We start from the raw sequence: 25,739 nt of genomic DNA, 5'->3' as shown, positions 1-25,739 counted from the left end.
GGAACCTCCTTGAAGAATGGAGGGTGGAGCAGAGCGAGTCGGCTCCACCATACCCCAATTTACTTGATCTTGCTGTCAATCGCTTTTGCGGCTTCATCCAAGGCATCCTTGATGGAGGATCGATCCAGCAAAATTTTCTCTAACGCTTTGCTGAACTCTTCTACGAAGATCGGCCCATGGCCGGATATGAGCGTAACCGGCTTTTTCGCATACTGCATCATTTCAATAACCGGTTTGTCTGCAATTTCCTTGCTTTTTACTTCCTCTAGTTCCTTGACGGTTGCTGGAAGCACGAATCCATTTTCCGAACGCAATTTTTGGGCCTCCGTGCCAGAAAGCCATTTCATGAATTCATAAGCTTCCTTCTTATGCTTCCCGTTCGTGTTCATCGCCCAGCCCGCTGCCGCAATGATACCGGCGCGGTTGCCGCCTTCCCCCTTCGGAATAAGCGCCGTTCCATAATTCACATCCGATTTGTCCAAATCCGACTTCACCCAGCGGCCTGTTACCATCATCGCCAGCTTGTTCGTCATGAACATCGAGCTGTCTCCGCCCAGCGTTTCTGCATCTTGAGGTGTCGGCGACACTTTGTTAGCCCCTTTGGACATGGCGATGTATTTTTCAAGCACAGCAATCGTCTTATCGCTGTTCATGTAGCCTTCGGCTTTTGTCCCGTCCTCATTGCTGATGTCTGCGCCATTGGACCACAGATAGGTGTATATTGGATATTCCCACTTCGTTGCGTTAAAGCCGAATTTAACGTATTTGCCGCTTCCGTCCTTCGCGGTCAGCTTCTGTGCTGTGTCCATCAGGTCATCCCATGTCCAGTTCTCATTTGGATATTCCATCTTCGCTTCATCGAACATCGCTTTGTTGTACCATAAGGACAGCGGGTTGAAATCTTTGGGCAAATAATACAGCTTGTCGTGAATACGGCCCATATTCAGCAGATCCTGCTGGAATAAGCCTGTATCAAAGGATTTATCCTCTGCCAGATAACTATCCAACGGCTCAATTACGCCCTTATCAACATATTTGTAGAAGTCTCCCTCACCGATCAGGAATACGTCCGGCGCATTACCCGCTGCCAGAGAAGTCGTCAGCTTCGTGCCGTACCCATCACCGGGGACGGGTTCGAACTTCACCTTAATATTGTCGTGCGTTTTGTTGAATTCCTCAGCCAGTTTCACCTCGGACTGACCGCTGTTCACGTCTCCCCATGCCGTAAACTTCAGCTCAACGACTTCCTTGGATTCGTCTCCCTTGGCCGAGCCATCTGTCTTTCCACTGCCACAAGCAGACAAAATCAGCGGAACCATCATCGTCACAACCAATAGACAAGCCCATTTTTTCATTTCATAACCCTCCCTTTAGATGTGCACTGCGTGTTCATGCATGGATCAGCTTCATTATCAGCAGCCTCGTAAGGCTATGATTCGTTAATTCGAGAACAATAGAAATAATACCTTATATGGAGCCTGCCCCAATATCGGCAATATCGGAATGTAGAGATACATTTAGCTCACGCGTGATAAGAATTTCCCTCCCACAAATCGTCAGGGCAATCTCCTCAGCTCCGGAAGACTTGATTCGAACCGCATCTCGTGTGATTTGGATCAATAGCCTACTGCCATGCCAATAGAAAGGGAATTCCAGCCTGCTCCACGCTTTGGGCAGACTAGGATTCAAGTGGAGCTTGCCGTCCAGCATCCGCAATCCGGCAAAACCCATTACAACACACTTCCAGATTCCTCCGATCGAGGCCGAATGAATGCCTGCATCTGAAGAAATCATATTCGGCCCTAAATCAATCTCCGTTGCCTTCCTGAACAGGCTGTATGCCAACTCCTCGTCGCCGAAATCTCCTGCCAAAATGCTATGCGTGGATAGCGACAGTGAAGAGTCATGAAGTGTCTTCGGCTCGTAATACTCATAATTGGCCTTCTTCACTTCCGGAGAAAACTTATTTTCCAGCAAGAAGAACAGCATCATAATATCAGCCTGCTTCGATACCTGGAGCTGGTTGATTTGATCCAAGCTGTAGTCCAGAAATATGCTGCCGACCTTTTCCTGCCGCTTATATTTGCTCAAGTCGATCAGCGATTTGCTCAAATAGGTATCATCCTGTGGCACAATTTGCTCCGCATTCGGCTGTGGCAGATAAATGTTATCGATTTTGCTGATCCAATTGGCATAGGCGGCCTGCAATCCCAGCTTGTCGTCAAGCTGCTGCAGTAATCTTGGCTGCTTCGCTTGAAGCACATCATAATACTGAATGGCGAGCTCCATATTGAAATGAGCCATGTAATTGGTAAACGCATTATTGTTTACATGCTCCTTGTACTCGTCTGGCCCAATGACTTCGTTAATGTGATAGCGCCCTTTGTTGTCGTCCCATTCCAGGCGGCTCGCCCAAAATACGGCCGTGTCGAAAATCATCTCGTATCCGAAGCGATCCATAAAATCCTGATCGCCTGTCGCCTGATAATAATGCCAGACGGCGTAGGTAATGTCGGAAGTAATATGCTGTTCGATGAATCCTGACCATATCTTCGTCTGCAAGCCGGTCACGACATCGACATCCCCCCATACCGGCGTAACCTCGCCATCGGATGGCCAAGCTTGCTCCCATGGATACATGGCCCCTTCGAAGCCGTTCTCCTTCGCTTTGCGGCGTGCTCCCTCCAAACCGAGATAACGATATTCAAGCAAAGAACGAGCAATCTCTGGACTACTGTATATGTAGAACGGAAGGATGAAAATCTCTGTATCCCAGAATGAATGACCCTTATACCCTTCACCGCTGAGACCTTTGGCGCCGATCCCCATACGGTGATCATGAGCTGGAGTCATCGCGACGAGATGATAAATGGCAAACCTCAGTGCCAGCACATCGAACGATTGATCGGAATCAATGTGGATATCGTATTTCTCCCATACCTTTGCCCATTCCCGTTTATGCTGTTCGAACAAAGCATCGTATCCTTGCGCGTCCGCGAGCTTTATTCGACCGAGCGCAACCGCTTTCAAAGTTGCTAGTCCATCATTCTTAGTGAACTCGCTATCCCGGCTCGTATAGATCGTGCTTAGTTTCTCCAGCGTTAGCGTTGATCCCGCAGGAATATCTATCTCATAGCTCAACGCTGCCTTGCGGCGATGAATGTCCATCTTAGGAACCAGATCCAATGCCTCTCCATTTAACTTGAAGCGATGACTGGCATGCAGGACGAAATCAATCTGAGATTGCGTCGTCGTCTGCAATAATTGAATGTATTGCTTATCGAAAATCCGCTTCTCTCCCTCATGAAAATGCTGGCTTCCCGTATTGGTCAGCTGCGCATTGATGCCTGAAGTCACTTGCAAACGCACCGCTTCGTTCAGCGGTGTAACTTCCACCTTCATGCCGATCAGGTGCAGCTGATCGAGCGATACGAAGCGGCGGAATGTAAATCGCATCCTCTTGCCCTCGTCATTCTCCCATATGAAGGTTCGCACGAGCTCTGCATGGCGAAGATTGAGTGTGCGCGAGTAGTCCTCCACCTTTCCGGTTTCTAAGGAAAATCTGCGGCCGTCAATGCACATATCAAGCCGCGTCACATCCGCCGCATTAGGCAGCTCGGAAACTTCCCGTTCATCGAACTTGTTGAAGGTTCCGTTGACGAACAAGTTGCGCGTCTCCCCCAAATAAGGCTCCTCGGTAACAGCTCGAAGCCCCATGTACCCATTCCCCAGTGACATGATGGATTCGCATTTGCCGAGACGGAGCGGATCGAATTTTTCCTCCATGAAAGCCCAGTTCTCGCCTACATCCGGTAAAATTGCGTTGTAATTAAGCATGGCAGATTCCCAGCCTTTCGTTTTACCGAAATCGTTTTCGAAACAGAGATAAAAAAATCGAAAACGATTTCGAAATGATTAAAAATAAAAAAACTTGCCAGAAAACGTTTTCAGGGTCATTGTATCACCTTGATCGTTTCTCTGTCAATAATGCGGAATGGAGTATTGATGTGGGTTCCCGGACAATTATTCTCCAAAATATCGATAAGTTGTTCGAACGCTTGATAGGAAATACTATGGAAATTTTGTCTCACTGTCGACAATTGGGGCGTCATATAGCTGGAAAGGACAATATCATCAAACCCTATGACGGATACGTCATCCGGAATGCGTACACCAAGCTCGCGGCAACGTCTCATAAAGCCAATCGCCATCAAATCGCTGGCAGCAAACACAGCCGTAACATACGGTTGCTCCTGCAGCAATCGTTCCGTCACCTCATATGCGATCTCCTCGGAAAAGTCGGCGTTGATGACCAGTTTCGGATCGAATTCTATCCCATTCTCCACAAGCGCTTGTTGATAGCCTTCGAGCCGCTGCTTGCTGACTACAGCAAATTCATGGCCGTTCAGCATCGCAATCGATCTATGCCCACGTTCAATTAAATACTCGATGGCGGTCTTGGCAGCCAGTACATTATCCGTCGATACAGATCCCGTATGAGGGCCTGTCAGCATCGTATCGATAACGACGCATGGGAAATCACTTTTAATAATTTCCTGGAAATATGGATCGGTCGTTTTTAAGCCGGCGATAATAGCGCCAGAAATTTTATGCTCCTTGCAAAACTGCCAATACGACTTGTCCTGTTGCTCCGATAAGCTGCTCGTATATATCACGATTTCATATTTGTTCGTGGTAGCAGCCTCGAACGCACCGCTCATAATCTGCACCAGCAACCCGTCTCTCCCATCGGTACGATCGAAGTTGGAGATAATGAGCGCGATCGACTTCGCGACCTTTTGCTTTAAATTTTTGGCGAGCATATTGGGCGAATACTTCAACTCTTCTGCAACCCGCAGCACCTTTTTCCGCGTTTGTTCGCTTACGTCTGTATATCCGTTTAATGCCTTGGATACGACGGTTACGGAAACGTTCGCACGCTTTGCCACATCTTTAATAGATACCATCATTCATCACCTATGCCTCTTGTGCGTCATTAATCATTCCCGCTACTTGCAAAACATGCGGACACAAGTTACTGGATGCCATGCCTATCCTATCTTGATCCGCATTGTATCATGTTATCATAGGTTACTTCTTTTATCTATAATTCGGATCTGCAATAACTCATTTACCTCGATTTGGTTATCTCGCGATGCGGATTGGAGCTTGTACTTTTGTCCCATTTTATAGAAAAACCCTTCACAAACTCTCCCAAATCTCCGATAAACATCATAATATCTCCCAACTTATATTTCCTTAGGATAAATACCCTCAACACGATAATTACATTTATCATGCCAATGGAACACATTCAGCAAGTTTTAGATTCAAAAAAAAGTTGATGTGGTATATTTTCCATAATAGGAGCCAGAATGAGCCAGAAACATTTATCAAAGTAGAGAGGGTGAGTGGCTATTGCCCCGTCTAATTCTGATGATCAGCAAAAAAAAGATTTGAAAGATAAAATCGAGCGAATTCGCCAGCAATTGCTTAAAGTGGCAACAGAGAGAAAAAGCCTTACCGATGAGAAGGTAATTGTCTTAAGCCAAGAGCTGGATCATCATCTATTAAAGTTCCAGCAGGAAACAAGGAAATGAACGATTCCAGGTAGAACCTTTCGAAACAGTTGGATGTACGAAACATGCGATTACGCGATGATTGTCTTGCACACGCAAAAAGCAGACCACGGATTGCTTGGTCTGCTCCTTGCCAGGGACGGAGGTCTCGTCTCTATAGTGGCCAATAAATACGATGAAATTGCCGTGATTCACGAACCTCCACAGCCTGAAGCGTATTGTCAATTAAGAATACGTGCTATTGCTTATTCATACCATTCAAAAACATCTTCGTATAGATCGAAGCAACCTCGACATCGGATACGGCGCCTTCCGGATTGAACCAGGTGTAACACCAATTACAGGCACCAAGGATACCGAATGTCATCATATCCGCCGGGATATCATTGCGGAATTCTCCGTTCTCCATTCCCTGCTCGATGACGGATTGTAAATTGAACCGGAACTGATCCCGCTTCCCCTTGATTACATTCAGATCATCGCCCGATATATGAATAAGTTCGCGAAAAAATATCCGTGCGCTGGCCCCCTTTTCCGCGATTTCCCGAATCATCATGTTGATTACGCCAGCCAGCTTTTCCTGACACGATTTATCCGGGCGTTCAAAAATGGTTTGCTGTTCCGCTAGTAAATAGTCAATATATTGCAGATGAATATGCGTCAACAGCTGTTCTTTGCTCGTAAAATAATAATAAAAGGTGCCCTTTGTCACGCCGAGCGTGTCGACAATATCTTGAATCGAGGTTTCGCTGAACCCTTTCGATTCGAACAGCGCAATACTGTGTCTGATGATTTTATCCTTCATGGACAGCTCCAAGCGTGATTCTCCCCTCATGTCGAATAATATGTTTCTATGTTAGCTTGAACAATAGAGACATGTAAAGGGAACAAGTGGATATTTTACATTTCAAATCGTTGATACGATTCTTCTATCTGGAGCTCGATTTTTCCCCGGCTTTCTTCCATGCCTCGTCCTGCAATTTGCGCCACAAAATTTTGCCGCTGCCAGTAACCGGAAGCGAAGCAACAAATTCGATAATGCGCGGGTATTTATAAGCTGCCATGTGCTCCTGCGCCCAGCTTATCATGTCGCCTTCCGACACGTTGCCGCGCTCCCCTTCGCGCAGTACGATGTAAGCCTTGATTTCCTCTCCCTTGCGCTCATTCGGAATGCCAATGACGCATACCTCTTGAATCGCCGGATGCCGATATAGAATCGATTCTACTTCCGTCGGCCATACTTTGAATCCCGAGGCGTTAATCATGCGCTTCATTCGATCGACGATGAAGAAGTATCCATCTTCGTCGTAACGCCCAATGTCTCCCGTGCGGAAGAATGATTTGCCTTCCACCATTACAAAAGCGGCCCGCGTAGCCTCCGAATCGTTCCAGTAGCCTTGAAATAACTGCGGTCCGTCTATAATAATTTCTCCTTCTTCCCCCGGCCCTTTTATTTCAAGTGTCATCGGGTCAATGACCCGCGAGTCTACGCCAAAGGCTGGAATGCCAAGACATTGCAGCTTCGGACGATCAAGCGGATTGCAGTGCGTCTGCGCCATCGTTTCGGATAATCCATATCCTTCTACGAATCGCAGTCCCGTAACCTGGTAGAGCTTCTCGCCCACGACCTCCGGCAGCCCAGTTCCGCCACCGTTAATCAGCACAAGCGAGCTCAAATCATACTGAGATAGTTCAGGGTTGGCTAAAAAGTCAATAATCATCGTGCTGATTCCTGTCCAATACGTACATTTGTGGCGTTCCATTAACAGGGCGGCCGTGCTGCGATCCCAACGCGTCATGATGACCATGGCTGCACCGACAAAAATGGGAGCGTGCATGCCATGAATCATTCCGATGACATGGAAGAAGGGAAGTGTCGCCAATCCCCTTGCCTCCGGTGTCAATCCCCCCCAGTAGGCAGATGAAATCACGTTCGCTTGTACGGATTTATGGGTGTGCATACAACCCTTGGGCTTGCCGGTCGTGCCCGATGTATACGGGAGAACTGCCAGATCACTCCCCTTCGTCGTCGGGAAGGAGCCCCGATGAACAGTCGCTACTTTCATGGCCTCCGTCCAGGACACAGCTTGTGGGGATATCGATTCAAGACGTGATGCCCTGACGATGTCAGGCACTTCTTCACCCACATTGCAGCAGTAATCCGAATAGGTAGCAACAATGATGCGTTCGAGGGAACGATCTGATAACAACGGTTCGATACGTGAGTACAGCTCTTGGCTCACAAAGCCGACTCTTGCATTGCTGTCTTCAATAAGGTAGGAGAGCTCTTCGGTGAGATTCATAGGATTGATAGGTACAACGATAGCGCCGGATCGCATAATCGCGTAATAAGAGATAATATACTGAGGACTATTCTGCATATATAACAGCACGCGATCGCCTTGCTCTATACCGAGATGGAGCAAATAAGCAGCCATCAAATTGACTTCTTTCCATAAGGTTCGATAGGAAATAAAATTGTTATAATAAATGATTGCCGTCTTATCCGGATAACGGCGGGCAGAAACCTCCAAGTTGTCAGTAAGCGTCGTGTCCGGAACTGAAATGGAAACAGGCATTCGCGCGGGCCAGTGCGCATAATGGGATTGCGTCATCAGAAATCGCCTCCTCATTGCTAACCATTTTGTCATTCAGAACAAATAAAACCGACAAGTGCTACAGACCGTTGAAAGAAGGCTGTCTCTTCTCGACGAACGCCCGGACACCTTCCAGGTGATCCTCGGTCGTGACCATCATGGCTTGCGTAACTCTCTCCCGTTCTAATATGTCATCCAACGAGGAAGTCAACGACCGGTCGGCGATTTTCTTAAGCATCCCATACGCCTTAATGGGACCCTTCGCCAAGCGGGATGCGTATTCCAGCGCACCGGATTCCAATTGCTCCAAAGGATACAGCTTATTTACGATACCTAAGCGGTGGGCATATTCCGCATCGATCGGCTCGGCATTAAATAGCAATTCCTTAGCTCGATGTATGCCAATGAGGCGCGGCAAGAAGAACAATCCCCCTCCATCGGAGATGAGACCGACTTGGGCAAAGCTCATCGCAAATTTGGCATCAGTGGCTGCAACAATCAAATCGCAAGCTAACGCGAGATTGAAGCCTGCCCCTGCCGCGAATCCATGCACGACCGCCATCACGGGCTTCTCGATTTCTTTAATGGAATGAACCAGTTCATTCATCATTCCAATATGATCATAGACGTTATTCGGCTTTGCGCCGCTCATTGTCGTCACGTCTCCGCCTGCACTGAAGGCGCGTCCTGCCCCCGACAAACAGATAACTCGAATGTCAGTATTTCTCTGCGCCTCCTCCAGCGCATCGATAATCCCCCGAATCATCGAAGGACTGAACGCATTCAGCTTCTCTGGACGATTCAGCTTCAACGACAGAACATGCCCTATCTTTTGTACAAGTAAATGCTCATTGCCCATATTTCAAAGAACCTCCCTATTGTGATGAACCGCAACTCTATCTTGCGCAATAATGGTAATCTAGTTTACAGCTTGCCACGTTCAGCTTGCTGCCAAGCGTGCGCAATCAGCGTCTGTACGATATCGTTGAAACGGCCGAAGCGATCATCGCTCGTCTGCCCTTTTTTCCAACGGTAGTAAATTTGCTGACAGATGACCGCCAGCTTGAAGTAAGCGAAGGTCAAGTAGTAATGGGCCTCCGATACATCTCGCGCGCTTTTGGACGCATATGCCTCTAGGAATTCGGCACGCGACATGAAGCCCGAGCGAACCGTAAGCGGGACATGCCCCAAGCCGTGCAGTAGTTCCGACGGATCATTCGGTTCGAACCAGTAGCTGAGCGCTGCTCCGACATCGGCCATTGGATCGCCCACCGTAGCCATCTCCCAGTCAAATACGCCGACGATCTCTGTAAGATTGTCGCCTGCGAACATGATATTGTTCAGCTTATAATCGTAATGGATGACAGTCGGTGTCTGCGAATTCGGCAAGAAATCAGCCAGCCATTTTTTGAGTTTCTCTTCTCCTGGGATCTCATCCGTTTTGGCTCGCTCATAACGTTCTATCCAGCCATGCACTTGCCGACGCATAAAGCCGTCTGGCTGGCTAATCGCCCTTAGATTCGTTTCACGATAAGGAACTTCATGCAGCCTGGCCAATGTCGAGACCATCGTCTCGGAAATATCCCTGCCCAGTTGAGGCGTATATTCCACATCCGATGGAAAGCTTCGATCCAACACGATTCCGTTCCGGCGCTCCATCACGAAGAAAGGACTGCCAATGATTGAGGTGTCGCCGCAGTACAAATACGGACGAGGTGCAAGCGAAAAAAATGGATGCAGTCTTGAAAGGATCGTATATTCGCGCTGCATATCGTGTGCTTTAGGAGCGACTGGCCCTAGTGGAGGACGGCGCACTACTGCCTGCCAATCTCCGCTCCGTATCGCGTATGTTAAATTGGAATGTCCCGCCCCGAACTGCTCCACTTCCAATGGGGCTTCCGGAATATCGAGATGCTCGCGTAAATGCTCTTCTAGCGCAGCAACATTCAACTCCTCGCCCTTGCGAACGGGAATCGTATCCTGCTGTAATGTCTCTTGCCTGGACGTCATGGTATGCAGACCTCCTTCATTCTTTCAAAATAGCTTTACTGGATAAAAAGGACGAAACACCTGCCATGGATCGCCATTCAGGGACAGTTACATGGCTGTCATGCCGCCATCCACAGTCAGCACCGCACCGGTGATGTAATCGGAAGCCTCGGATGCCAAAAATACGACGCTCCCCTTCAGATCGCGATCAGATCCGAGCCGCCCCAACGGGGTGAGGCTTACTATTTGTTCGCCTCCGTGTTGAAGAACATCGCGGGTCATCTTGGTCGGAAAAAATCCCGGAGCAATCGCATTGACATGAATGTTGTGCTTGCCCCATTTGACCGCAAGATCCTTCGTGAATGCAATGACCGCGCCCTTGCTTGCGCTATAGCCAATGGCATCCAGCCATTCCGGATCCGACCCGCCCAGTCCTGCCACGGAAGCGATGTTAATGATTTTGCCGCCGCGCTGCTCAATCATGATCTTCCCAGCTGCCTGCGACATCAAGAACGTACCGGTCGCATTGATATCCATTACCTTATTCCAAGCTTCGAGCGGCATATCGACAACTGGCGCGCCCCAAGAAGCACCGCTGTTGTTCACCAAAATGTCGAGACGACCGAACTTTTCTGCCGTCTGTTCCACCACACGCCGTACGTCGTCTGGATTTCTAACGTCACAAGCCATCGCATGACATGAGGAGCCTGTATCCTGTTGGATTCGGGCCGCCGTCTCCAGACATGCGTCAACCCTGCGCGAGCAGAGAACGAGATTCGCACCCGCTTCAGCCAAGCCATGAGCAATTTGCTCGCCGAGTCCTCGCCCGCCGCCAGTTACAATCGCCGTTTTACCTGTTAAGTCAAATAATTGCTTGACGTTCACCTTCCATCCCCCATTCATGAAAAGGCTATAGTCTCTCGTTCCGTACCATCTACTCTTTATTGACCTATTTACATCGTAATCGCTTTCATCTCTTCGTACTTGCGAAGCTCCATTTTGGCAATGGCCGCCTTGTGCACCTCATCCGGCCCGTCCGCCAAGCGCAGCGTTCTCGCATTGGCCCAATGCGAGGCAAGCGGGAAGTCTTCGCAGACACCTGCGGCCCCAAGCGCCTGAATGGCCCGGTCAATCACCTGCAGCGCCATATTGGGAGCGACCACTTTAATCATGGCAATTTCCGCTTTCGCCGCTTTATTTCCGACCGTGTCCATCATGTAAGCCGCCTTAAGCGTCAGCAATCGGGCCTGCTCGATCTCAATACGCGAGGTGGCAATCCAATCCTGCACGACGCCCTGACGGTCTAGCGTCTTGCCGAATGCAGTACGCTGCCGTACACGTTTGCACAGTACTTCGAGCGCGCGTTCTGCCGCACCGATCAGGCGCATGCAATGATGGATGCGTCCCGGACCAAGCCTTCCCTGCGCAATGGCAAATCCCTTGCCCGGTTCCCACAGCATGGAATCCAGCGGTATTCGTACGCGATCATACTCAATTTCTGCATGCCCGTGCGGTGCGTGATCGTAGCCGAACACGGGCAGCATGCGCTTGACCGTTACACCGGGAGCATCCATCGGCACGAGAATCATAGACTGCTGCTCATATGCCGACGCGTTCGGATTGGTCTTCCCCATCACAATCGCCACCTTGCAGCGCGGATCACCGGCACCGGAAGACCACCATTTTCGTCCAGTTACGACATATTCGTCGCCTTGCCGTTCAATGGTTGCTTCAATGCTCGTTGCATCCGAGGACGCGACGTCCGGTTCCGTCATCGAAAAGCATGAACGGATATTCCCTTCAAGCAGAGGAACAAGCCATTTCTCCTTCTGCTCCCGCGTCCCATACCGCACTAGTACCTCCATATTGCCCGTATCTGGCGCCGAGCAATTGAATACCTCTGGGCCAATAAGAGAACGTCCCATAATCTCGCACAGGGGCGCATATTCTAGGTTGCTGAGGCCTGCACCGTATTCGCTGTCCGGCAGGAACAGGTTCCAGAGACCAGCCAGCCTAGCCTGCTCCTTCATCTGCTCCATAATCGGAGGAATCTCCCATCTGCTGCCGGCCTGACTAAGCTGCTCCTCGTACGTTCGTTCTTGCGGATACACCACATCATTCATGAATTCCAGCAACGTTTTCCGCAAAGATTCAACCTTCTTGGAATAATCGAAATTCATTGCATATCCTCCTTTCGCTCAACATACTGACCGGTTAGTATGTTGACGTTATACTTACTATAGATCCAATTTCCAAATTATTCAAGACGATTTTGGTATTGAAACTCTTCTATTTTCATAATCAAAAAAAAAGAAAGCCGCCCCCATAAGGAGCGGCAAACCTATTATTAATTGAAATCGTAGTTCGGGTTAGCCAAAATTGCATTCGTCAACTGTACAAGATCGACATCCGCAACATTGCCTGTGGAGCCCAACAAGTTTTTCAACTCATCGGTCAATTTATTTTTGTCCTCTGTATAGTTAAATCCCAAAAAACCAAGGTGCTTCAGTGTAAAATTCGTTAACTCCCCACCAATAACCTCAATCTCTTTTTCACCGCAATTTTCTTCGGTCAATGTAACCTCAGTGGTTCCGTTATCCGCGATTCTCCCTTTTGTTGCGTCAATTTTGCCTTTTCCAAGACCGATTGCTTTGAACGTAAAGTGAACCAATGTACCTTTTCCGTTGATACCATAATCTTTACCCAAGCTTGCAGTGATCAATCTTACTGTATCATCTGCTACTGTTCCATTATGGAATAACCCCATATGGTCTGCCGCTTCTACCTTTACAAGCTGGAAACGCGTTTTATCATATTTCACGTTAAAATCTTCTGCGTAAATGTTCGTTGCATTGTTCAATACGGCTTGTACAGTAAAGATCTCATTCAGAAATACTTTGTCCTTCGCGGACTCAATATCCAAGGTCACTTCTGAAGCGCGTGGCGTAGCCGAAGCTTCATTCGTTCTAGGCCCATTCCCTAAGCTGTTGAATGGAGTAACAATGTAGTAGTACGTTGTGCCGTTCACCACGTTCAAATCCGTGTAGGTAGTCTCTGTTACGCTAGCAGCAGCGATCTTCTCATATGGGCCGCCATGCGTCTTGGAACGCTCGATTGTATATCCAGTCGCATTTTTTACTGGATCCCATTTCAAGTTTACACTGTTAACAGCCCCACTGGCAGTCAATTCGGATTCTTCTGTCACATATCCATTTTCGTTATAGAGATTGAACTCGTAAATATCTACGGGCACACTTAAATCGTTAAACAAAATAGCCTTATATATACCTTTAGTTTGAGGAATCGGAATCAGTCTTCCATCTGCTTCCTCAGCCGAGATTTTATTCAACGTATTTCCGTTGACCGTAATATATCTTCCATTTCTATCGTAGAATCCGACATTAATGGATTTATTGGCCTTCACTCTTATAGCACTAACGGTTACAGGTTCCGTAAACGGTTTTACGATATGATCCCGATCACCGCCTACATTTCGGCCTGTCATCGCGATTTTTGTTTCTTCATTATTATCTGTAGCTTCATTCAATAGCGAACCGCCTACATTTTCGCTCGAATTGAGATACAAACTAGCTCCGTCTAATATCCCTCCACGGTAATCCACTGCTGCATAACCCTTCTGTGGTACCACCAGCAAAATTAGCATAAAAGCTAAAAATGCCAGGTACTTCTTCGATGCTTTCATCTCTCTTACCCCCATTGATTTATTTTCCTCAACCATCTTAGGGAAGAAACATGAATCTGTCTAAACAATATTACCTATAAAATACAGAATTTATATTATATTCGAATATTTTCGGCATTATTTCATTCTTTTTTCAAAAATACGTGAATCACCAAAGTTACTTTTACTTTCTTCTCCCATGAAATTTATTCAACACATATATTCCTAGTGAATACGATACGATTGTCGAAACCACCATTAGAATAAATGCTCCTGTACTCATACCTTTCCCCCTCCTGTAAAATATTTCTATATTCTACTTCTCCTGTTGATCAAAATGTGCTAGTCCAACTGAATTGATGTTGAGAATTTCTCAACACTCTGCTTGTTCCCAGCCGCGCTCGTTGCAAAATCACAACAAAATTTTAGGTGCCCATGCACTTTTTGCAACATGACTCATAGGATATTCTCATCTCACAACGAGGAGGAGCTTGGCATGCAGGAGCAAGAGCAGAATGCAGGAAGTGCTGAGACGGGATTATCCACCTTTCAACATTTAATTTCGAAGCGGAAAAAAGGATTTAGACGCCACGCTTTACTATTCTGGGCTTTAATGGGGCCAGGGCTTCTCACAATGATCGGCGATAATGATGCTGGCGGAGTGCTAGAGTATGTCATTACAGGGGCTCATTTCGGAATTGGGCTGTTTATTCCTTTAGTGGCTTGCCTTGCGTTGATCACCTTTACCGTTCAGGAACTGACCCTTCGCATGTGTGCGGTTACGCAGAAAGGATTCACGAAGCTTATTTTCGAGCACTTCGGACGGAGCTGGGGATTCTATCACATATTCTCCCTATTTTTCGAGAATCTGTTCACGCTCATGACCGAATTCATTGGTATGACCGCAGGCTTAGTGCTGCTTGGCATTCCATTATGGCTGAGTACACTGCTCAGCTTATTGCTGGTCATTTCGGTTGCGATCTTCACAGGATATTGGACGAAGGAACGTCTGGCACTGTGCGTTGGCGCATTGAACTTGGTATTTGTGGTCGTCACCTTCATTACTCGTCCGAGCATTTCCGATATCGGTCGCGCATTTGCCAGCTGGAATGTTCCTGAATTACTTCAGGGCAGTCTTATCTGGTATATTGTCGCCACGATCGGCAATGCTGTCGCACCGTGGATGATCTTCTTTCAGGGCAGCGCCATAATTGACAAAGGCATTACCGCCAAAGACCTGCGTCTCGCCCGCATTGACACCATTATCGGCAGCGTGTGCCAAGTGTTCATAGCGATCTGCTGTATTCTAATCGGAGCCTCATTATTCGGTCAGGCTGAAATCTTGAATGAGGATAATCCGTCGACAATCATTATGGCTCTGCACGATCTGTTCGGCCCATGGGCAAGCAGCCTGTTCGGATTCGGCCTATTCAACGCAGGCTTCCTCGCAGCAATCACGATCTCCCTATCCTCCTCATGGACGTTTGCAGAAGCATTCAATTGGAAACATAGCTTAAACAATAAGATAAAAGAAGCGCCGAAGTTCTATCTCGTCTATATCGGCAGTCTCGTTTTAGCTGCACTGCTTATTTTGATCCCGGATTTGCCGTTCAACTTCATCGCCGTACTCACACAAGCAATAGGCGGCATGCTGATGGTGCCGGTTCTTATCTTTATCATGATTCTAACGAACAACAAAAAGTATATGGGCGAGTATAAAAACAGCCTGTTCACAAACATATGGGGTTGGATGGTGGTTGGTGTACTTACGAGCTTAATTGTAATGTTATTCTATGAGACATTTTGGATATAACATTGGTAGAATCGTTTACAGGGGGAGCAGCAGAGGTCGAATATTATTTCCTGCCGTTGTACCGAGGTCAGGTGCAGCGGCTTTGTCACATCTCACTTAGGTTTGGATAGAGATGGGTAGAGAATTTGTAAGAGAAACCGACTTCGGGGATAGTAACTCTCGGGTGGAATCTTTCGCAGCAACTTCACACTATGAGGAATGAGGTTGTTTCTGTTTTTTTATCATATAGATGGATAAGGGGCGAGTCATATGCTTACAACGTTTCTCTCAACAGAGCAGCATAAGGACTACATAACACTGCAATTCGGAATACACAATGTGGCAGGAGAAGATCTGGTCATTTCCTATGGCTCGAAACCGTACGACTTTATCGTAAAGAATGAAGTTGGCAAAGAAGTGTACCGTTGGTCGTTGAATAAACTTTTTACCGCAGAAGTAGTCGAACGAACCTTGAACAAGGATGAGAAGATGAGCTATGAGGAACGATGGTCTTTTCAAAATAACGAAGACAAGCCGGTACCGAGAGGCAAATATAAGATAGAAGTAGTCTTCCTCATTCACCTGCCTGAGTTGATCGAGCCACAATCTCCTCAGTACCTGGCAATCAGCTCCGAGATCAGTACTGACATCGAAATGTAGTGGGAAGATGTATTGATTGAAATATCGAAACGATACAGTTATAGCTTGTACAGAATAACATCATAATCACCGAATACATGTTCAATAATCTCACTTACAACATCCCAATCTCCATTAGCCAAGCCACAACCGATACCATAAGGCAGAGCAACAGATAATTGGTTCTGCACAGCATATTCTCGTAACGTAGTCAGGGAGGTTCGAAGCGCCTCATAGTTCGTATATATTCTACTCTTTTGTCTGCCATAGTCTACTTGACCGAACAGATTCGCTATATATCGAGAACCTTCCTGGACGATATGACACTTGCCCAGCAGTTCATCTGGACTGTTATGCTGGGAACAATACTGCTTATAGCTTGGATACAACGTACTGTATTTGTCCCGCAGTGCCTTCGCTATGCCTGAACCCATTACCCCTTGGCAGTTCACTTGATGTCCAATAATCGGTTCCTCCGCATTTAATAAGTCACCTATGATTACATTTACTGGCATTCAGTACCTCTCCTTGTCAATCTGACATATATGCTTTGTTCATTGAACTATAAAAAGCACCATAAGGGATGATGCATGTTGTGAATGTGAAAATACCCAACCCCAATCCTTGAACATATTTCGATCTTTAACAAGGAGATCCCTGCTAAAATGAATGTAGTGAATCGTTCAAAAAAAGTAGCCTGCCACAATGACAGGTTACTTTTGCTTCTCACTTCTATAAACAACATCCTCTAATCGTTTAACTCTACGAGGAATACTTATCAATTTGCGAATGCAATAATAAATTCCAAATAGAACTAATATCACGCCAGCAACAAACAATAATAGCTCCGGCCAATATACCCATCCCACTACATCCACCTCCAGCTGCTGTAAAGATCTGTATCATCATTATATCAAAACTGTCAAATGGAACCAATATCCGGAATAACCAACTATATTTCAACACAAAAAAATAATCCAATAATATCCATAAATACTATATACTCGGACAAAAATGTATGTTAAGATTAATCATGGTTGGCCAGCCAGAAACTGAGTTCTTTTACATCTTGGTATTTCATACACGCTACTAGGATCTACATTCAGATTCTGAAATAATGGGAGGCATGAAATATGCAGAGATTAAAGAAACTATCAGCATCAATCGCGCTGGTCGCTTGTTTAATGGTCTTTGGATCAAGTTCGTCGTTTGCACTCCATGGTTGGGGAGATACAATGAGAACAGCTAACGACATGTCAGACGGTTCTTATTACCAGTCTTGGGTACCTCTCGAAAGCTTGACTGACGAAGATTGGTATGTCTATGATAATTCCTACGGACAATGGGAACAAAATTACTATGTATTGTTGACTCCCCCATTTGGTTTGAATTTGCAACTCCAATACGTTCGAACGGATTATGATAACAATATTATCTCGATTCAATATATAAACCAAAACGGCCCGGGCTTACAAGAGTTTCATAGTGGAACCGTTAAGCCGCGAGAAAAAGCTTTTTATCGCGTAATGCCAGTTGGGCCGAACGATTTCGATCCTAATTCGAAATACAAGTTCGAGTTCAAAAAAACAATTTAAATTTACTTCTTGCAAAAGAGCCGTGGGATTCTTTCCTCAACGGCTCTTGTTTATTTGCTACTAAGAAAAAAGGGTTTCTCGCCGTATCATTGTCTCTGTTTTTGGCCATTGCATTAATCGCGCTTCCATTCTCCGACGCTAAACTCCTCTTAGTTATTTTTAATGCTCCGACAAACGTTCTCTTTCCACCACCCAATATATATTTTTTATAAATTATTTCTATTTCTATCAATAAATGGATTCATATGTTTAGACAATCCCTATTAATACCCAGTAATATGTCCATATATTAATCATTTGAGGAGATCGATCTTATGAAAAAATACTTGCTGCCTGTTTTATTATCCATCTTTCTTGTATTATCATTTTCTTCAAGTGTATATGCTTCAAATATTGGGCAAGCATCCAGCAATCCCGAGAACGGTTGGAAAAGATTCCTGTATGACGAGTTCAACATAACATACGAGGGACAATGGGCTGTCTGTGAGGTGTCGCGCTGTACCAAAAACGTATGGCAAACGGGCGGCGCGAAGATGAAATTTAATTTCGTCGGAGAACAATTCCGATTCATTTCCTACTACTTCAGCACTGGCTCAAAGGACATCGATGTTTATATTGATGGAGTAAAAACAGACAATTTCTCACTATACGGCAATAATGACAGCACTTCGAGAATCACGTACGAAAGCCCTACTTTGGTGTCCAAAGAACACTCCGTTGAAATCGTGAACAATACGAAAGAATATTTATTTATCGTTGCTCTGGATTTGCCTGACGGCAGCACATTACAACCGTTCGATCCGAAAACGCCGGAACCTAAACCAGAGCCAAAGCCCGAGCCTAAACCAGAACCGGAACCCGAACAAGGCGAAAGAGCAATTCTAGTCGTTGCCATGACAACGGGGTTAGAAAAGGAATTTGACCTGAGCTTGGGAGAAGTGAACGCCTTTATCAACTGGTATGAAAATAAACAAGCCGGTTCAGGCACAGCATCCTATGCCATAAACAAGCATAACAATAACAAGGGCCCGTTCAGCAACCGCAAAGACTATGTAATTTTCGATAAAATACTAACGTTCGAAGTAAATGAGTATTCCATAAAATAATTCTGAGAGACGTAGGAAAAACCTCCTTACTTGTCGAAGTATGTAGAACTATCGACGGAATGGAGGTTATTTTTATGGATAAGTCTATAATTCTTAAACTAGTTAACGAAGTTACCGAAGAGGTTTTCGCCAAAAATAAAGAAGCCCTGGAAGATGATTCTGTCTTAACAGGTAATGTTGAATTGACTGTTCGCTTATCAGCTCTGACGACAATTAAAATTCTTGAGCGCCTCGAACTTATCGATTCAGACTAGGATTTTTCTTCTATGCTTTTCAAAGCCTCCGCAACAGTTCTTTCCAACTCTGCTTAATCGATTTCAATGACTATTCCTCTAGCTGCCCCGATTGAAGGGCAGCTAGTTCTTCCCTCGCAAACTCCCTTATTCGTTGTTCACATCCTTCGCCTCCTCTCAATCAAAAAGGCCTCGCCGTAAGCAAGACCTAAATGTTAGTGATATTGACATCCCCCCTACAATCATTCTACCCAAATGTCTTTTACCATACGATCGTATTTATTGGTGCATTTGTAGACCACAATAGCTCTGTGCTCGTCATGGTGATACTTAGTATGATGTTTTTCGTGCGTATATGAACAATTAATCATATAATGTAGGAAAAAGGAGGTTATTTATTTGAAGAAAATTAGTGCAATATTCTTAATCTGCGTATTAGTATTGGTAGGCTGCGGAGGTGGACAAGCGTCCAAAGATGAAGCATTAGCACTCGATTACATCAATACATACCTAAACGGCACTGACAAAGAAGCTAAGGAAAAGTTCGTTGAAGAGAAGGTACATCCAGAAGCTATGCCGCTGTTCGCTATGGGGATAGGCCTAGAAATTCCTGAAAAGAAGATGTACAAAAACCCGAAAGTTATTGAATCAACGGATTATGAAAAGGATGGAGAGAAAGCCACTATCGTATTGCTGTCAGGAACTGTAGACGGGAAAGATAAAGAAATGATCGTGTTAACGATGGATGGGAAAATAGGATTCGACTTTAGTCCTGATAGCAAAAGTGAGAGTATGAAGAAAAATTATGATGAGATGCGTTCCAAGTTCAAAACTGAGCCACTGAAGTAACAAACAAGCCTCGGGCAATCCGAGGCTTTATTTTTTATAGGGGAGCACCAACACGTCATTCGCATAACACAAAAAGTAAATTTAAGGTATTAATCACGCAAAATGGAATATATAAAATAAGGAGGTGGCCACCTCTCAGTTCGAAAGAAGGAGTGTTTACATGAAAAAAGGATTTCTTGCCGTATCATTGTCCCTGTTTTTGGCCATTGCTTTAATCGTGTTTCCTTTCTCCGGCACTAATGTAGATGCTAAAGGGGTAAGTGGCTCAATCACGATCAACAAAGAAACATATAAATATATCGAAGAATCTTTCGGAAAAAATCGAGGGATTACATTCAACCCAGGTCAACATACGTACAAAATAACTCCGAATCCTCACGACAATCCCAAATACAACAAAAAACAAGAGCAGTTCTATGAGGAGATCGCAAAAGGCGTTAAAACTCTTGTAGAAAAATCAGGCTGGAAAGATACGCTCAGCAACATTACAGCTCTGGGTGAAACCTATACATTAGCTCCACGCTAAAATAGTTCATCAAGAACATGTTGTATCCTACAGTACCTTGTCTTACCCATCTTCAATGTACTCCCCAAACATACACGTAATCTAATAGAAGCATCCCGAGCCCTTGTTAAGACATGGGCTCTTTCCATTTTGCCCCCATCCAATATCAATAACTCCTTTATGCTGCACCCAAAATATCACTAAGCCTTGCAACGCGCCTAGCTTGGCGTTTTTTCCGATATGTCCATCGAGCCCGTGACCTGGAAGGATCATGAATGATGTTTTTCGCAGGCAATCCTGCTGATTATAGGGCTACAACCCACACAACGAAGGAGTGAACAGAATATAAAAAAATATGCCTATGATAAGGGAGTGCAGTCATGTCAATAGTCAGTCTAAAAAAGTTTGTCGGTAAATATGTGTTCGTACGTATTAAGGGCCAAAATAAAGGGTTTCCTTCCTTTGTACAAGAGGTAGTCGTCAGACAAGGGAGAGGTTGGATTACACTGTGGAAATGTTTTAAGTGTGCAGGTCCCGTTCAAATTCTCTATCGAACGAACCAAATTGCCAGCATTCGTATTGTCGATGATCCTTTGTCAGAGAATAAATGCAATAGCAGCAGAGGAACAAGAAAGAAAAAATAAAACCATCGCATCAAGCCTCCTCTATATGAATCTGTTATTGCCATTTCAATTAAAATAACCCCAATATGTTGAGCAAATTATCGGGGTTACTAAATTATTGATTCTTTCTTTTTTCCTGACGTGATTGCATTTGAACAATGTATGTATCAAGTTGTTGACTGATTCGTATCACTTCTTCGTCTGCAAATCCACCTTTAATCTGAACAGTCTCTGTAAGCTTCTTTCTTAGCTCATTTATTTTATGCTCCAATGAATCTATAACCGCTCACCTCACGTACACTATCTCTCCCCTGAGTATAATGCACGTTCCAGTAAGAAATGTGAGAAAATACCACTGTTTCACTTTGTCGAAAAATGAAAAAGAGCATCAAAATATGCTCCCAACATTACCACGGATATATGCTTCCTGACCCGCCAGAGAGTTCCGCTACTGTTGTCACAAAGGTAACTGTGTAAAGAAGAGACTTGAAATACAGGCTTTTGATTAAGTTTTTCATACTTAACCCTCCATTTCTTTAACGCTATGAGCGAAATATTTGCTTAACTTATTAAATGTATCCTGCGGAGAAACATTATGCTCTAAATTGATTCGCATAATTACGTTAAGACATTCTTTCTCTTTCTTGGTATCGTTTACTTTGGAGTACCATGAGGCACTTTCCAACATTAATTCTATGCATTGCGTATATTCACCTAATGTTAAATAGCACTCCCCTTTGATTCTCAGTAAGTCGCCGTACATTGAACATATCAAAGGATTATTAGTATCAGTGACTGGTTTAATCTCTTTACATTTGTCCAATGTGTCCTTCATTCCTACAAGGTTTTTCTGTTGTAGGTACAATTCAAGCAGTTGCTTGTATGCAGAAACTGTATGTATATCGCTACAAGTCTCAAGAAAGGATAAAAGCAGCCCAATTGCTTTCTCAGTATCGCCCTTCTTCGCGGCAAATAGGGCATCCATTAGGATGACATGTTCTTTTGTGTGCGGGTAATTAAGGTAATTGAATTGCTTATATTGTACAGAATACATTTCAGACTCTTTGTATTGCTCTAAAATAAAGTGTGCGTCTCTAAGTATTCCAAGTGCATATATTTTATGTTGACTTTGACTAGTATCTTCTACTAATACTCTCCTGCAATGGTCAATGCTTTCAATATAATTTCCTAGATTAAAAGCATGAATTCCTAACTTGTAGTATAACTCAATGCGATCTTGTTCCGATAAGAATTCGATGTAGTGAAGAATATATTTCCCAATGTAGTAGGTTTCCTTCAATTTGCTGAAATCGTTTCGTTCTATAAGATATCGTTGGTATAGTCCTTTTGCAATATAGGGCATAATTCCATGTGAGCGTGAGTAGTCGATGATGAGGTTATACAGTGATAATTTAATGGAGGGATCTACTATGGAATCGATGTGTTGATACAGCTTTTCTGTTAAATCTAAGCAGTCTTGATTCGGAGATTCAAGATATTTGGTCGCAACTTTTCGTATCAGTTCAATAGAACATTCTTGCTGAATCGTTGATTGCAGAATGTGTAACAAGGATTCTGATCTTTTCTCAACCTCTACATAATAATCAACCAATGTTTCAAAGGGAATATTCAAAGTCATTGCCAATGGACGTACACTCGAAAACTCTGGACGCTTTACTTCGCCGTTCTCGATTCTTGATATCGTCCCTCTAGGGACACCTGATAGTTCTGACAATTGAGTAATTGTCATATTTAATGAGCGCCTTGAATCTTGGATTAGTTCACCGATTGTTGTAATGATCGTTGCGTCCAATATCATCCCTCCTTCTATTCAATTTAATACCTATATTTTACCATGTTGTGTAGCTCATGTAAATTTAAAGATATTACAGAGTAATAACATTAAAAGGCGCAAGAATTATCTCGCTCCTTTGTTTTTAGACGGCTTTTATACTAGATTATATGCTTTTATTAATTTTTCTGTGCTTATTTCGAGTTTATTGGCTGAAGCATTGAGAAATGACAGATACCTGTTTCTAACTCTTTCTACAAGTCGAACCACTCCTAATTGCGCCATATTAGCTATCCCCATTTAGCCATCGTAAGTTTCAATTCTCATAGGTACGTTAGAAACTAGCAGACATGGAAAATCCAAAAAGCTTTGATCCATTTCAATACACCTCATGTTACTGTCAAACCAACGGAGCCGTTCTGCGCCCTGTCGCTATATAATACATTTCAATACATCTCATGTTATTGTCAAACATGCTTGAAGAGATGACCGACGACCAGTATGAATTATTTCAATACATCTCATGTTATTGTCATACCTTTTGCATTAGCGTTTCATTCCAGCGTCTATCTCCATTTCAATACATCTCATGTTATTGTCAAACAGCAGTCATGAATAAGGTTTATATCGTAATTTGGTAATTTCAATACATCTCATGTTACTGTCAAACTTATCTCACTTTGAATCCAGCTGAACTTACATTCGAATTTCAATACATCTCATGTTACTGTCAAACGCCTGACGGCAGCGTGTGGGCTTGTATCGAGCCTCATATTTCAATACATCTCATGTTACTGTCAAACGGTAATCATTTTTGAAGGTATTAAAGACATCTTCCTATTTCAATACATCTCATGTTACTGTCAAACCATTACGAGTCGGATACGATCGCGCGAGACAAGCCGATTTCAATACATCTCATGTTACTGTCAAACCCAGACAGTTGGGGGAACAGCTTACGCACCTGTCCGATTTCAATACATCTCATGTTACTGTCAAACATAATTAACGCTATTACCTGTCCAGTACAATACAGTATTTCAATACATCTCATGTTACTGTCAAACTGTGTCGGCTTTACGCGATTGCTACGCAACTGCTGATTTCAATACATCTCATGTTACTGTCAAACTTTTCAAGTTGTTCTTTGTCGACTTTCTTATCGTCTATTTCAATACATCTCATGTTACTGTCAAACGTTGGTACTCTCTCCCTGACAGTTGTTTATAGAAACTATTTCAATACATCTCATGTTACTGTCAAACTTACGTTAATTACCTCATGCAGCGGTGCGTATTTCGAATTTCAATACATCTCATGTTACTGTCAAACTGGCGACACTCGGCTGTGAATATACATTTGTACGGCAATTTCAATACATCTCATGTTACTGTCAAACTAAGCGGCTTCGCGAGGATTCCGCAAAGTCTCGATAATTTCAATACATCTCATGTTACTGTCAAACGACGAGACGGCGGAAACGGTGAGATATACGAAGATATTTCAATACATCTCATGTTACTGTCAAACCGGTATTGTGATTCGGGAGAAGGCGAATGTTGGCGCATTTCAATACATCTCATGTTACTGTCAAACAAGGCAGCTTGCAGCCAAGATGGACTCACAGAGAGAATTTCAATACATCTCATGTTACTGTCAAACGGTAACGATCGTGCGCGAATCTGTGAGCCTGATTAAATTTCAATACATCTCATGTTACTGTCAAACATATGGTTTTCTCAAAACAATATGAACGTGCTGGAAATTTCAATACATCTCATGTTACTGTCAAACAATCAACCGCCTGTCACAAGTTGCTGGTAAGCTCGTATTTCAATACATCTCATGTTACTGTCAAACGGGGTAACAAGACAACTAGCGGGGAGCGGGTAACTAGATTTCAATACATCTCATGTTACTGTCAAACGCGCGGCGGTGTGACGAATACGTCCAAGTCTGCACTATTTCAATACATCTCATGTTACTGTCAAACAGATTCTGCTCGATCGTATGATCATAGGTGACCATAATTTCAATACATCTCATGTTACTGTCAAACAACATGGCGAGTATGTACTACAAACGTCCGTACCAATTTCAATACATCTCATGTTACTGTCAAACCCTAGTCAAATCAGGGTTTTCTAATCTTTGAATAAGTCAATTTTACTACAGCCACGCGGTTTTCGCTATTTGTTTCCCAACCGGGAGTGGGTAATTCTTTCAACGTGTCAATAATCGCCCTATTCCCTTGCTGCACAAAGGATAGAACAATTTTATGTATGAAAGAGGTTGGGAAAATTAGAGTAGTAAAGACTCAGAGTTGTTCAATCTAACCCCAATAATCTCTTCATCAAACACATAGTCACCAGTCATTTTGAATATCGCTACAAAATCAGATTCTTTATCAATTGCCTTCTTCAATTCACCTCGCAATTTCAATAAATTCGCAGGTGTAATTGCTCCACGAAACACTGATTTCTGAAAATGTACCAGATATTTTTTGCATATTTTAAACACGCGTCCTACACGCTTTTCTCCGATATCATAAACTAAAATAACATAGTTATAATTCTTTCCCATGCTCGCTCATCTCCGTTCTTTAAGAAGAAAAGGCATAAACGGTGTTTCTGATATGCTCCCATCATAGTAGACAGTAGGAAAAACAAAACTTCTACTGCTACAATGATGGGAGTTTTTCTAATGTCTAAAAGAAGTCCAGTATCATTAGAAGTAAAATTACATGTCGTACAGCGGT

23 protein-coding genes and 1 CRISPR repeat array are annotated in these 25,739 nt (G+C 44.2%); of the genes, 8 read left to right on the top strand and 15 right to left on the bottom strand.

Translation table 11 applies throughout. The features are described 5' to 3' along the window. Positions 1-59: 59 nt before the first annotated feature. The 3 genes from M3661_RS05120 to M3661_RS05110 form a co-directional block, all read right to left on the bottom strand. Positions 60-1,355: an ABC transporter substrate-binding protein gene (locus tag M3661_RS05120; protein ID WP_251482817.1), complete on the bottom strand. Its 1,296-nt coding sequence runs from the start codon at positions 1,353-1,355 to the stop codon at positions 60-62. Between the two features lie 112 nt (positions 1,356-1,467). After that, positions 1,468-3,837 carry a glycoside hydrolase family 65 protein gene (locus tag M3661_RS05115; protein WP_251482815.1) on the bottom strand — a complete coding sequence of 790 codons (2,370 nt, stop codon included), beginning with the start codon at positions 3,835-3,837 and terminating at the stop codon, positions 1,468-1,470. A 116-nt stretch (positions 3,838-3,953) separates the two neighbouring features. Beyond that, positions 3,954-4,970 (bottom strand): LacI family DNA-binding transcriptional regulator, encoded by a 1,017-nt coding sequence (locus M3661_RS05110; protein ID WP_251482813.1) that lies wholly within the window; start codon positions 4,968-4,970, stop codon positions 3,954-3,956. Positions 4,971-5,411: 441 nt separating this feature from the next. Here M3661_RS05110 and M3661_RS05105 point away from each other — a divergent pair, with 441 nt between their 5' ends. Continuing rightward, the gene (locus M3661_RS05105) at positions 5,412-5,600 is read left to right on the top strand and encodes an aspartyl-phosphate phosphatase Spo0E family protein (protein WP_065293698.1); all 189 of its coding nucleotides are present in this window, start codon (positions 5,412-5,414) and stop codon (positions 5,598-5,600) included. A gap of 217 nt (positions 5,601-5,817) precedes the next feature. Here the strand turns inward: M3661_RS05105 and M3661_RS05100 are convergent, their stop codons facing one another. From M3661_RS05100 to M3661_RS05070, 7 genes are all read right to left on the bottom strand, one after another. Continuing rightward, positions 5,818-6,384, bottom strand: a complete 567-nt coding sequence (locus tag M3661_RS05100; RefSeq protein ID WP_251483211.1) for a TetR/AcrR family transcriptional regulator — start codon at positions 6,382-6,384, stop codon at positions 5,818-5,820. Between the two features lie 124 nt (positions 6,385-6,508). Next, a complete protein-coding gene (locus tag M3661_RS05095) occupies positions 6,509-8,194 on the bottom strand; it encodes a long-chain fatty acid--CoA ligase (RefSeq protein ID WP_251482811.1) in 1,686 nt (561 codons plus the stop codon). 61 nt (positions 8,195-8,255) lie between these two features. Further along, the gene (locus M3661_RS05090) at positions 8,256-9,035 is read right to left on the bottom strand and encodes an enoyl-CoA hydratase/isomerase family protein (RefSeq protein ID WP_065293696.1); all 780 of its coding nucleotides are present in this window, start codon (positions 9,033-9,035) and stop codon (positions 8,256-8,258) included. A 65-nt stretch (positions 9,036-9,100) separates the two neighbouring features. Beyond that, complete coding sequence (locus M3661_RS05085; RefSeq protein WP_251482809.1) at positions 9,101-10,186, bottom strand: phosphotransferase family protein; 1,086 nt, start codon at positions 10,184-10,186, stop codon at positions 9,101-9,103. 87 nt (positions 10,187-10,273) lie between these two features. Then, complete coding sequence (locus M3661_RS05080; protein WP_251482807.1) at positions 10,274-11,050, bottom strand: SDR family oxidoreductase; 777 nt, start codon at positions 11,048-11,050, stop codon at positions 10,274-10,276. A gap of 68 nt (positions 11,051-11,118) precedes the next feature. Beyond that, complete coding sequence (locus tag M3661_RS05075) at positions 11,119-12,345, bottom strand: acyl-CoA dehydrogenase family protein (protein ID WP_251482805.1); 1,227 nt, start codon at positions 12,343-12,345, stop codon at positions 11,119-11,121. Between the two features lie 167 nt (positions 12,346-12,512). Then, the gene (locus M3661_RS05070; RefSeq protein WP_251482803.1) at positions 12,513-13,868 is read right to left on the bottom strand and encodes a cohesin domain-containing protein; all 1,356 of its coding nucleotides are present in this window, start codon (positions 13,866-13,868) and stop codon (positions 12,513-12,515) included. A 475-nt stretch (positions 13,869-14,343) separates the two neighbouring features. Between M3661_RS05070 and M3661_RS05065 the strand changes: the two genes are divergently transcribed. Together M3661_RS05065 and M3661_RS05060 are read left to right on the top strand one after the other, a co-directional pair. After that, on the top strand, positions 14,344-15,660 hold the full coding sequence (locus M3661_RS05065; RefSeq protein ID WP_251482801.1) for an NRAMP family divalent metal transporter: 1,317 nt from the start codon (positions 14,344-14,346) through the stop codon (positions 15,658-15,660). 249 nt (positions 15,661-15,909) lie between these two features. After that, positions 15,910-16,299 (top strand): BsuPI-related putative proteinase inhibitor, encoded by a 390-nt coding sequence (locus M3661_RS05060; protein WP_251482799.1) that lies wholly within the window; start codon positions 15,910-15,912, stop codon positions 16,297-16,299. Positions 16,300-16,337: 38 nt separating this feature from the next. Here the strand turns inward: M3661_RS05060 and M3661_RS05055 are convergent, their stop codons facing one another. After that, positions 16,338-16,793 carry a macro domain-containing protein gene (locus tag M3661_RS05055; protein WP_251482797.1) on the bottom strand — a complete coding sequence of 152 codons (456 nt, stop codon included), beginning with the start codon at positions 16,791-16,793 and terminating at the stop codon, positions 16,338-16,340. A 618-nt stretch (positions 16,794-17,411) separates the two neighbouring features. On the opposite strand from M3661_RS05055, the gene M3661_RS05050 reads away from it, so the two are divergent. The 5 genes from M3661_RS05050 (at position 17,412) to M3661_RS05030 (ending at position 20,587) form a co-directional block, all read left to right on the top strand. Next, entirely contained in the window at positions 17,412-17,873 is a 462-nt protein-coding gene (locus M3661_RS05050) for a hypothetical protein (RefSeq protein ID WP_021262189.1), read from the top strand. A 314-nt stretch (positions 17,874-18,187) separates the two neighbouring features. Beyond that, on the top strand, positions 18,188-18,979 hold the full coding sequence (locus M3661_RS05045) for a bacterial surface protein (protein ID WP_251482789.1): 792 nt from the start codon (positions 18,188-18,190) through the stop codon (positions 18,977-18,979). 74 nt (positions 18,980-19,053) lie between these two features. After that, positions 19,054-19,233 (top strand): hypothetical protein, encoded by a 180-nt coding sequence (locus M3661_RS05040; protein ID WP_065293685.1) that lies wholly within the window; start codon positions 19,054-19,056, stop codon positions 19,231-19,233. Positions 19,234-19,611: 378 nt separating this feature from the next. Continuing rightward, the gene (locus M3661_RS05035) at positions 19,612-20,061 is read left to right on the top strand and encodes a hypothetical protein (RefSeq protein WP_251482787.1); all 450 of its coding nucleotides are present in this window, start codon (positions 19,612-19,614) and stop codon (positions 20,059-20,061) included. Between the two features lie 160 nt (positions 20,062-20,221). After that, positions 20,222-20,587 (top strand): hypothetical protein, encoded by a 366-nt coding sequence (locus tag M3661_RS05030; RefSeq protein ID WP_021253174.1) that lies wholly within the window; start codon positions 20,222-20,224, stop codon positions 20,585-20,587. A gap of 717 nt (positions 20,588-21,304) precedes the next feature. On the opposite strand, the gene M3661_RS05025 is transcribed toward M3661_RS05030, so the two are convergent. The 4 genes from M3661_RS05025 to M3661_RS05010 all read right to left on the bottom strand — a co-directional run. Then, entirely contained in the window at positions 21,305-21,460 is a 156-nt protein-coding gene (locus M3661_RS05025; protein ID WP_251482784.1) for an aspartyl-phosphate phosphatase Spo0E family protein, read from the bottom strand. Between the two features lie 249 nt (positions 21,461-21,709). Further along, positions 21,710-23,008 (bottom strand): helix-turn-helix domain-containing protein, encoded by a 1,299-nt coding sequence (locus M3661_RS05020; RefSeq protein ID WP_311279535.1) that lies wholly within the window; start codon positions 23,006-23,008, stop codon positions 21,710-21,712. Between the two features lie 349 nt (positions 23,009-23,357). Further along, positions 23,358-25,105: direct repeats of the CRISPR family, unit length 30 nt; unit sequence ATTTCAATACATCTCATGTTACTGTCAAAC. Between the two features lie 177 nt (positions 25,106-25,282). Then, positions 25,283-25,564 carry a CRISPR-associated endonuclease Cas2 gene (cas2, locus tag M3661_RS05015; RefSeq protein ID WP_251482780.1) on the bottom strand — a complete coding sequence of 94 codons (282 nt, stop codon included), beginning with the start codon at positions 25,562-25,564 and terminating at the stop codon, positions 25,283-25,285. Continuing rightward, a partial coding sequence (locus tag M3661_RS05010) for a hypothetical protein (RefSeq protein WP_251482778.1) occupies positions 25,534-25,739 on the bottom strand: 206 nt, incomplete at its 5' end. The genes cas2 and M3661_RS05010, both read right to left, overlap by 31 nt.

Origin of the sequence: Paenibacillus sp. MER 180 (assembly GCF_023713665.1) — a bacterium.
In the GTDB taxonomy this organism is placed as follows: Bacteria; Bacillota; Bacilli; order Paenibacillales; family Paenibacillaceae; genus Paenibacillus_B; species Paenibacillus_B suaedae.
This window is presented reverse-complemented; position numbering and strand designations above follow the sequence as displayed.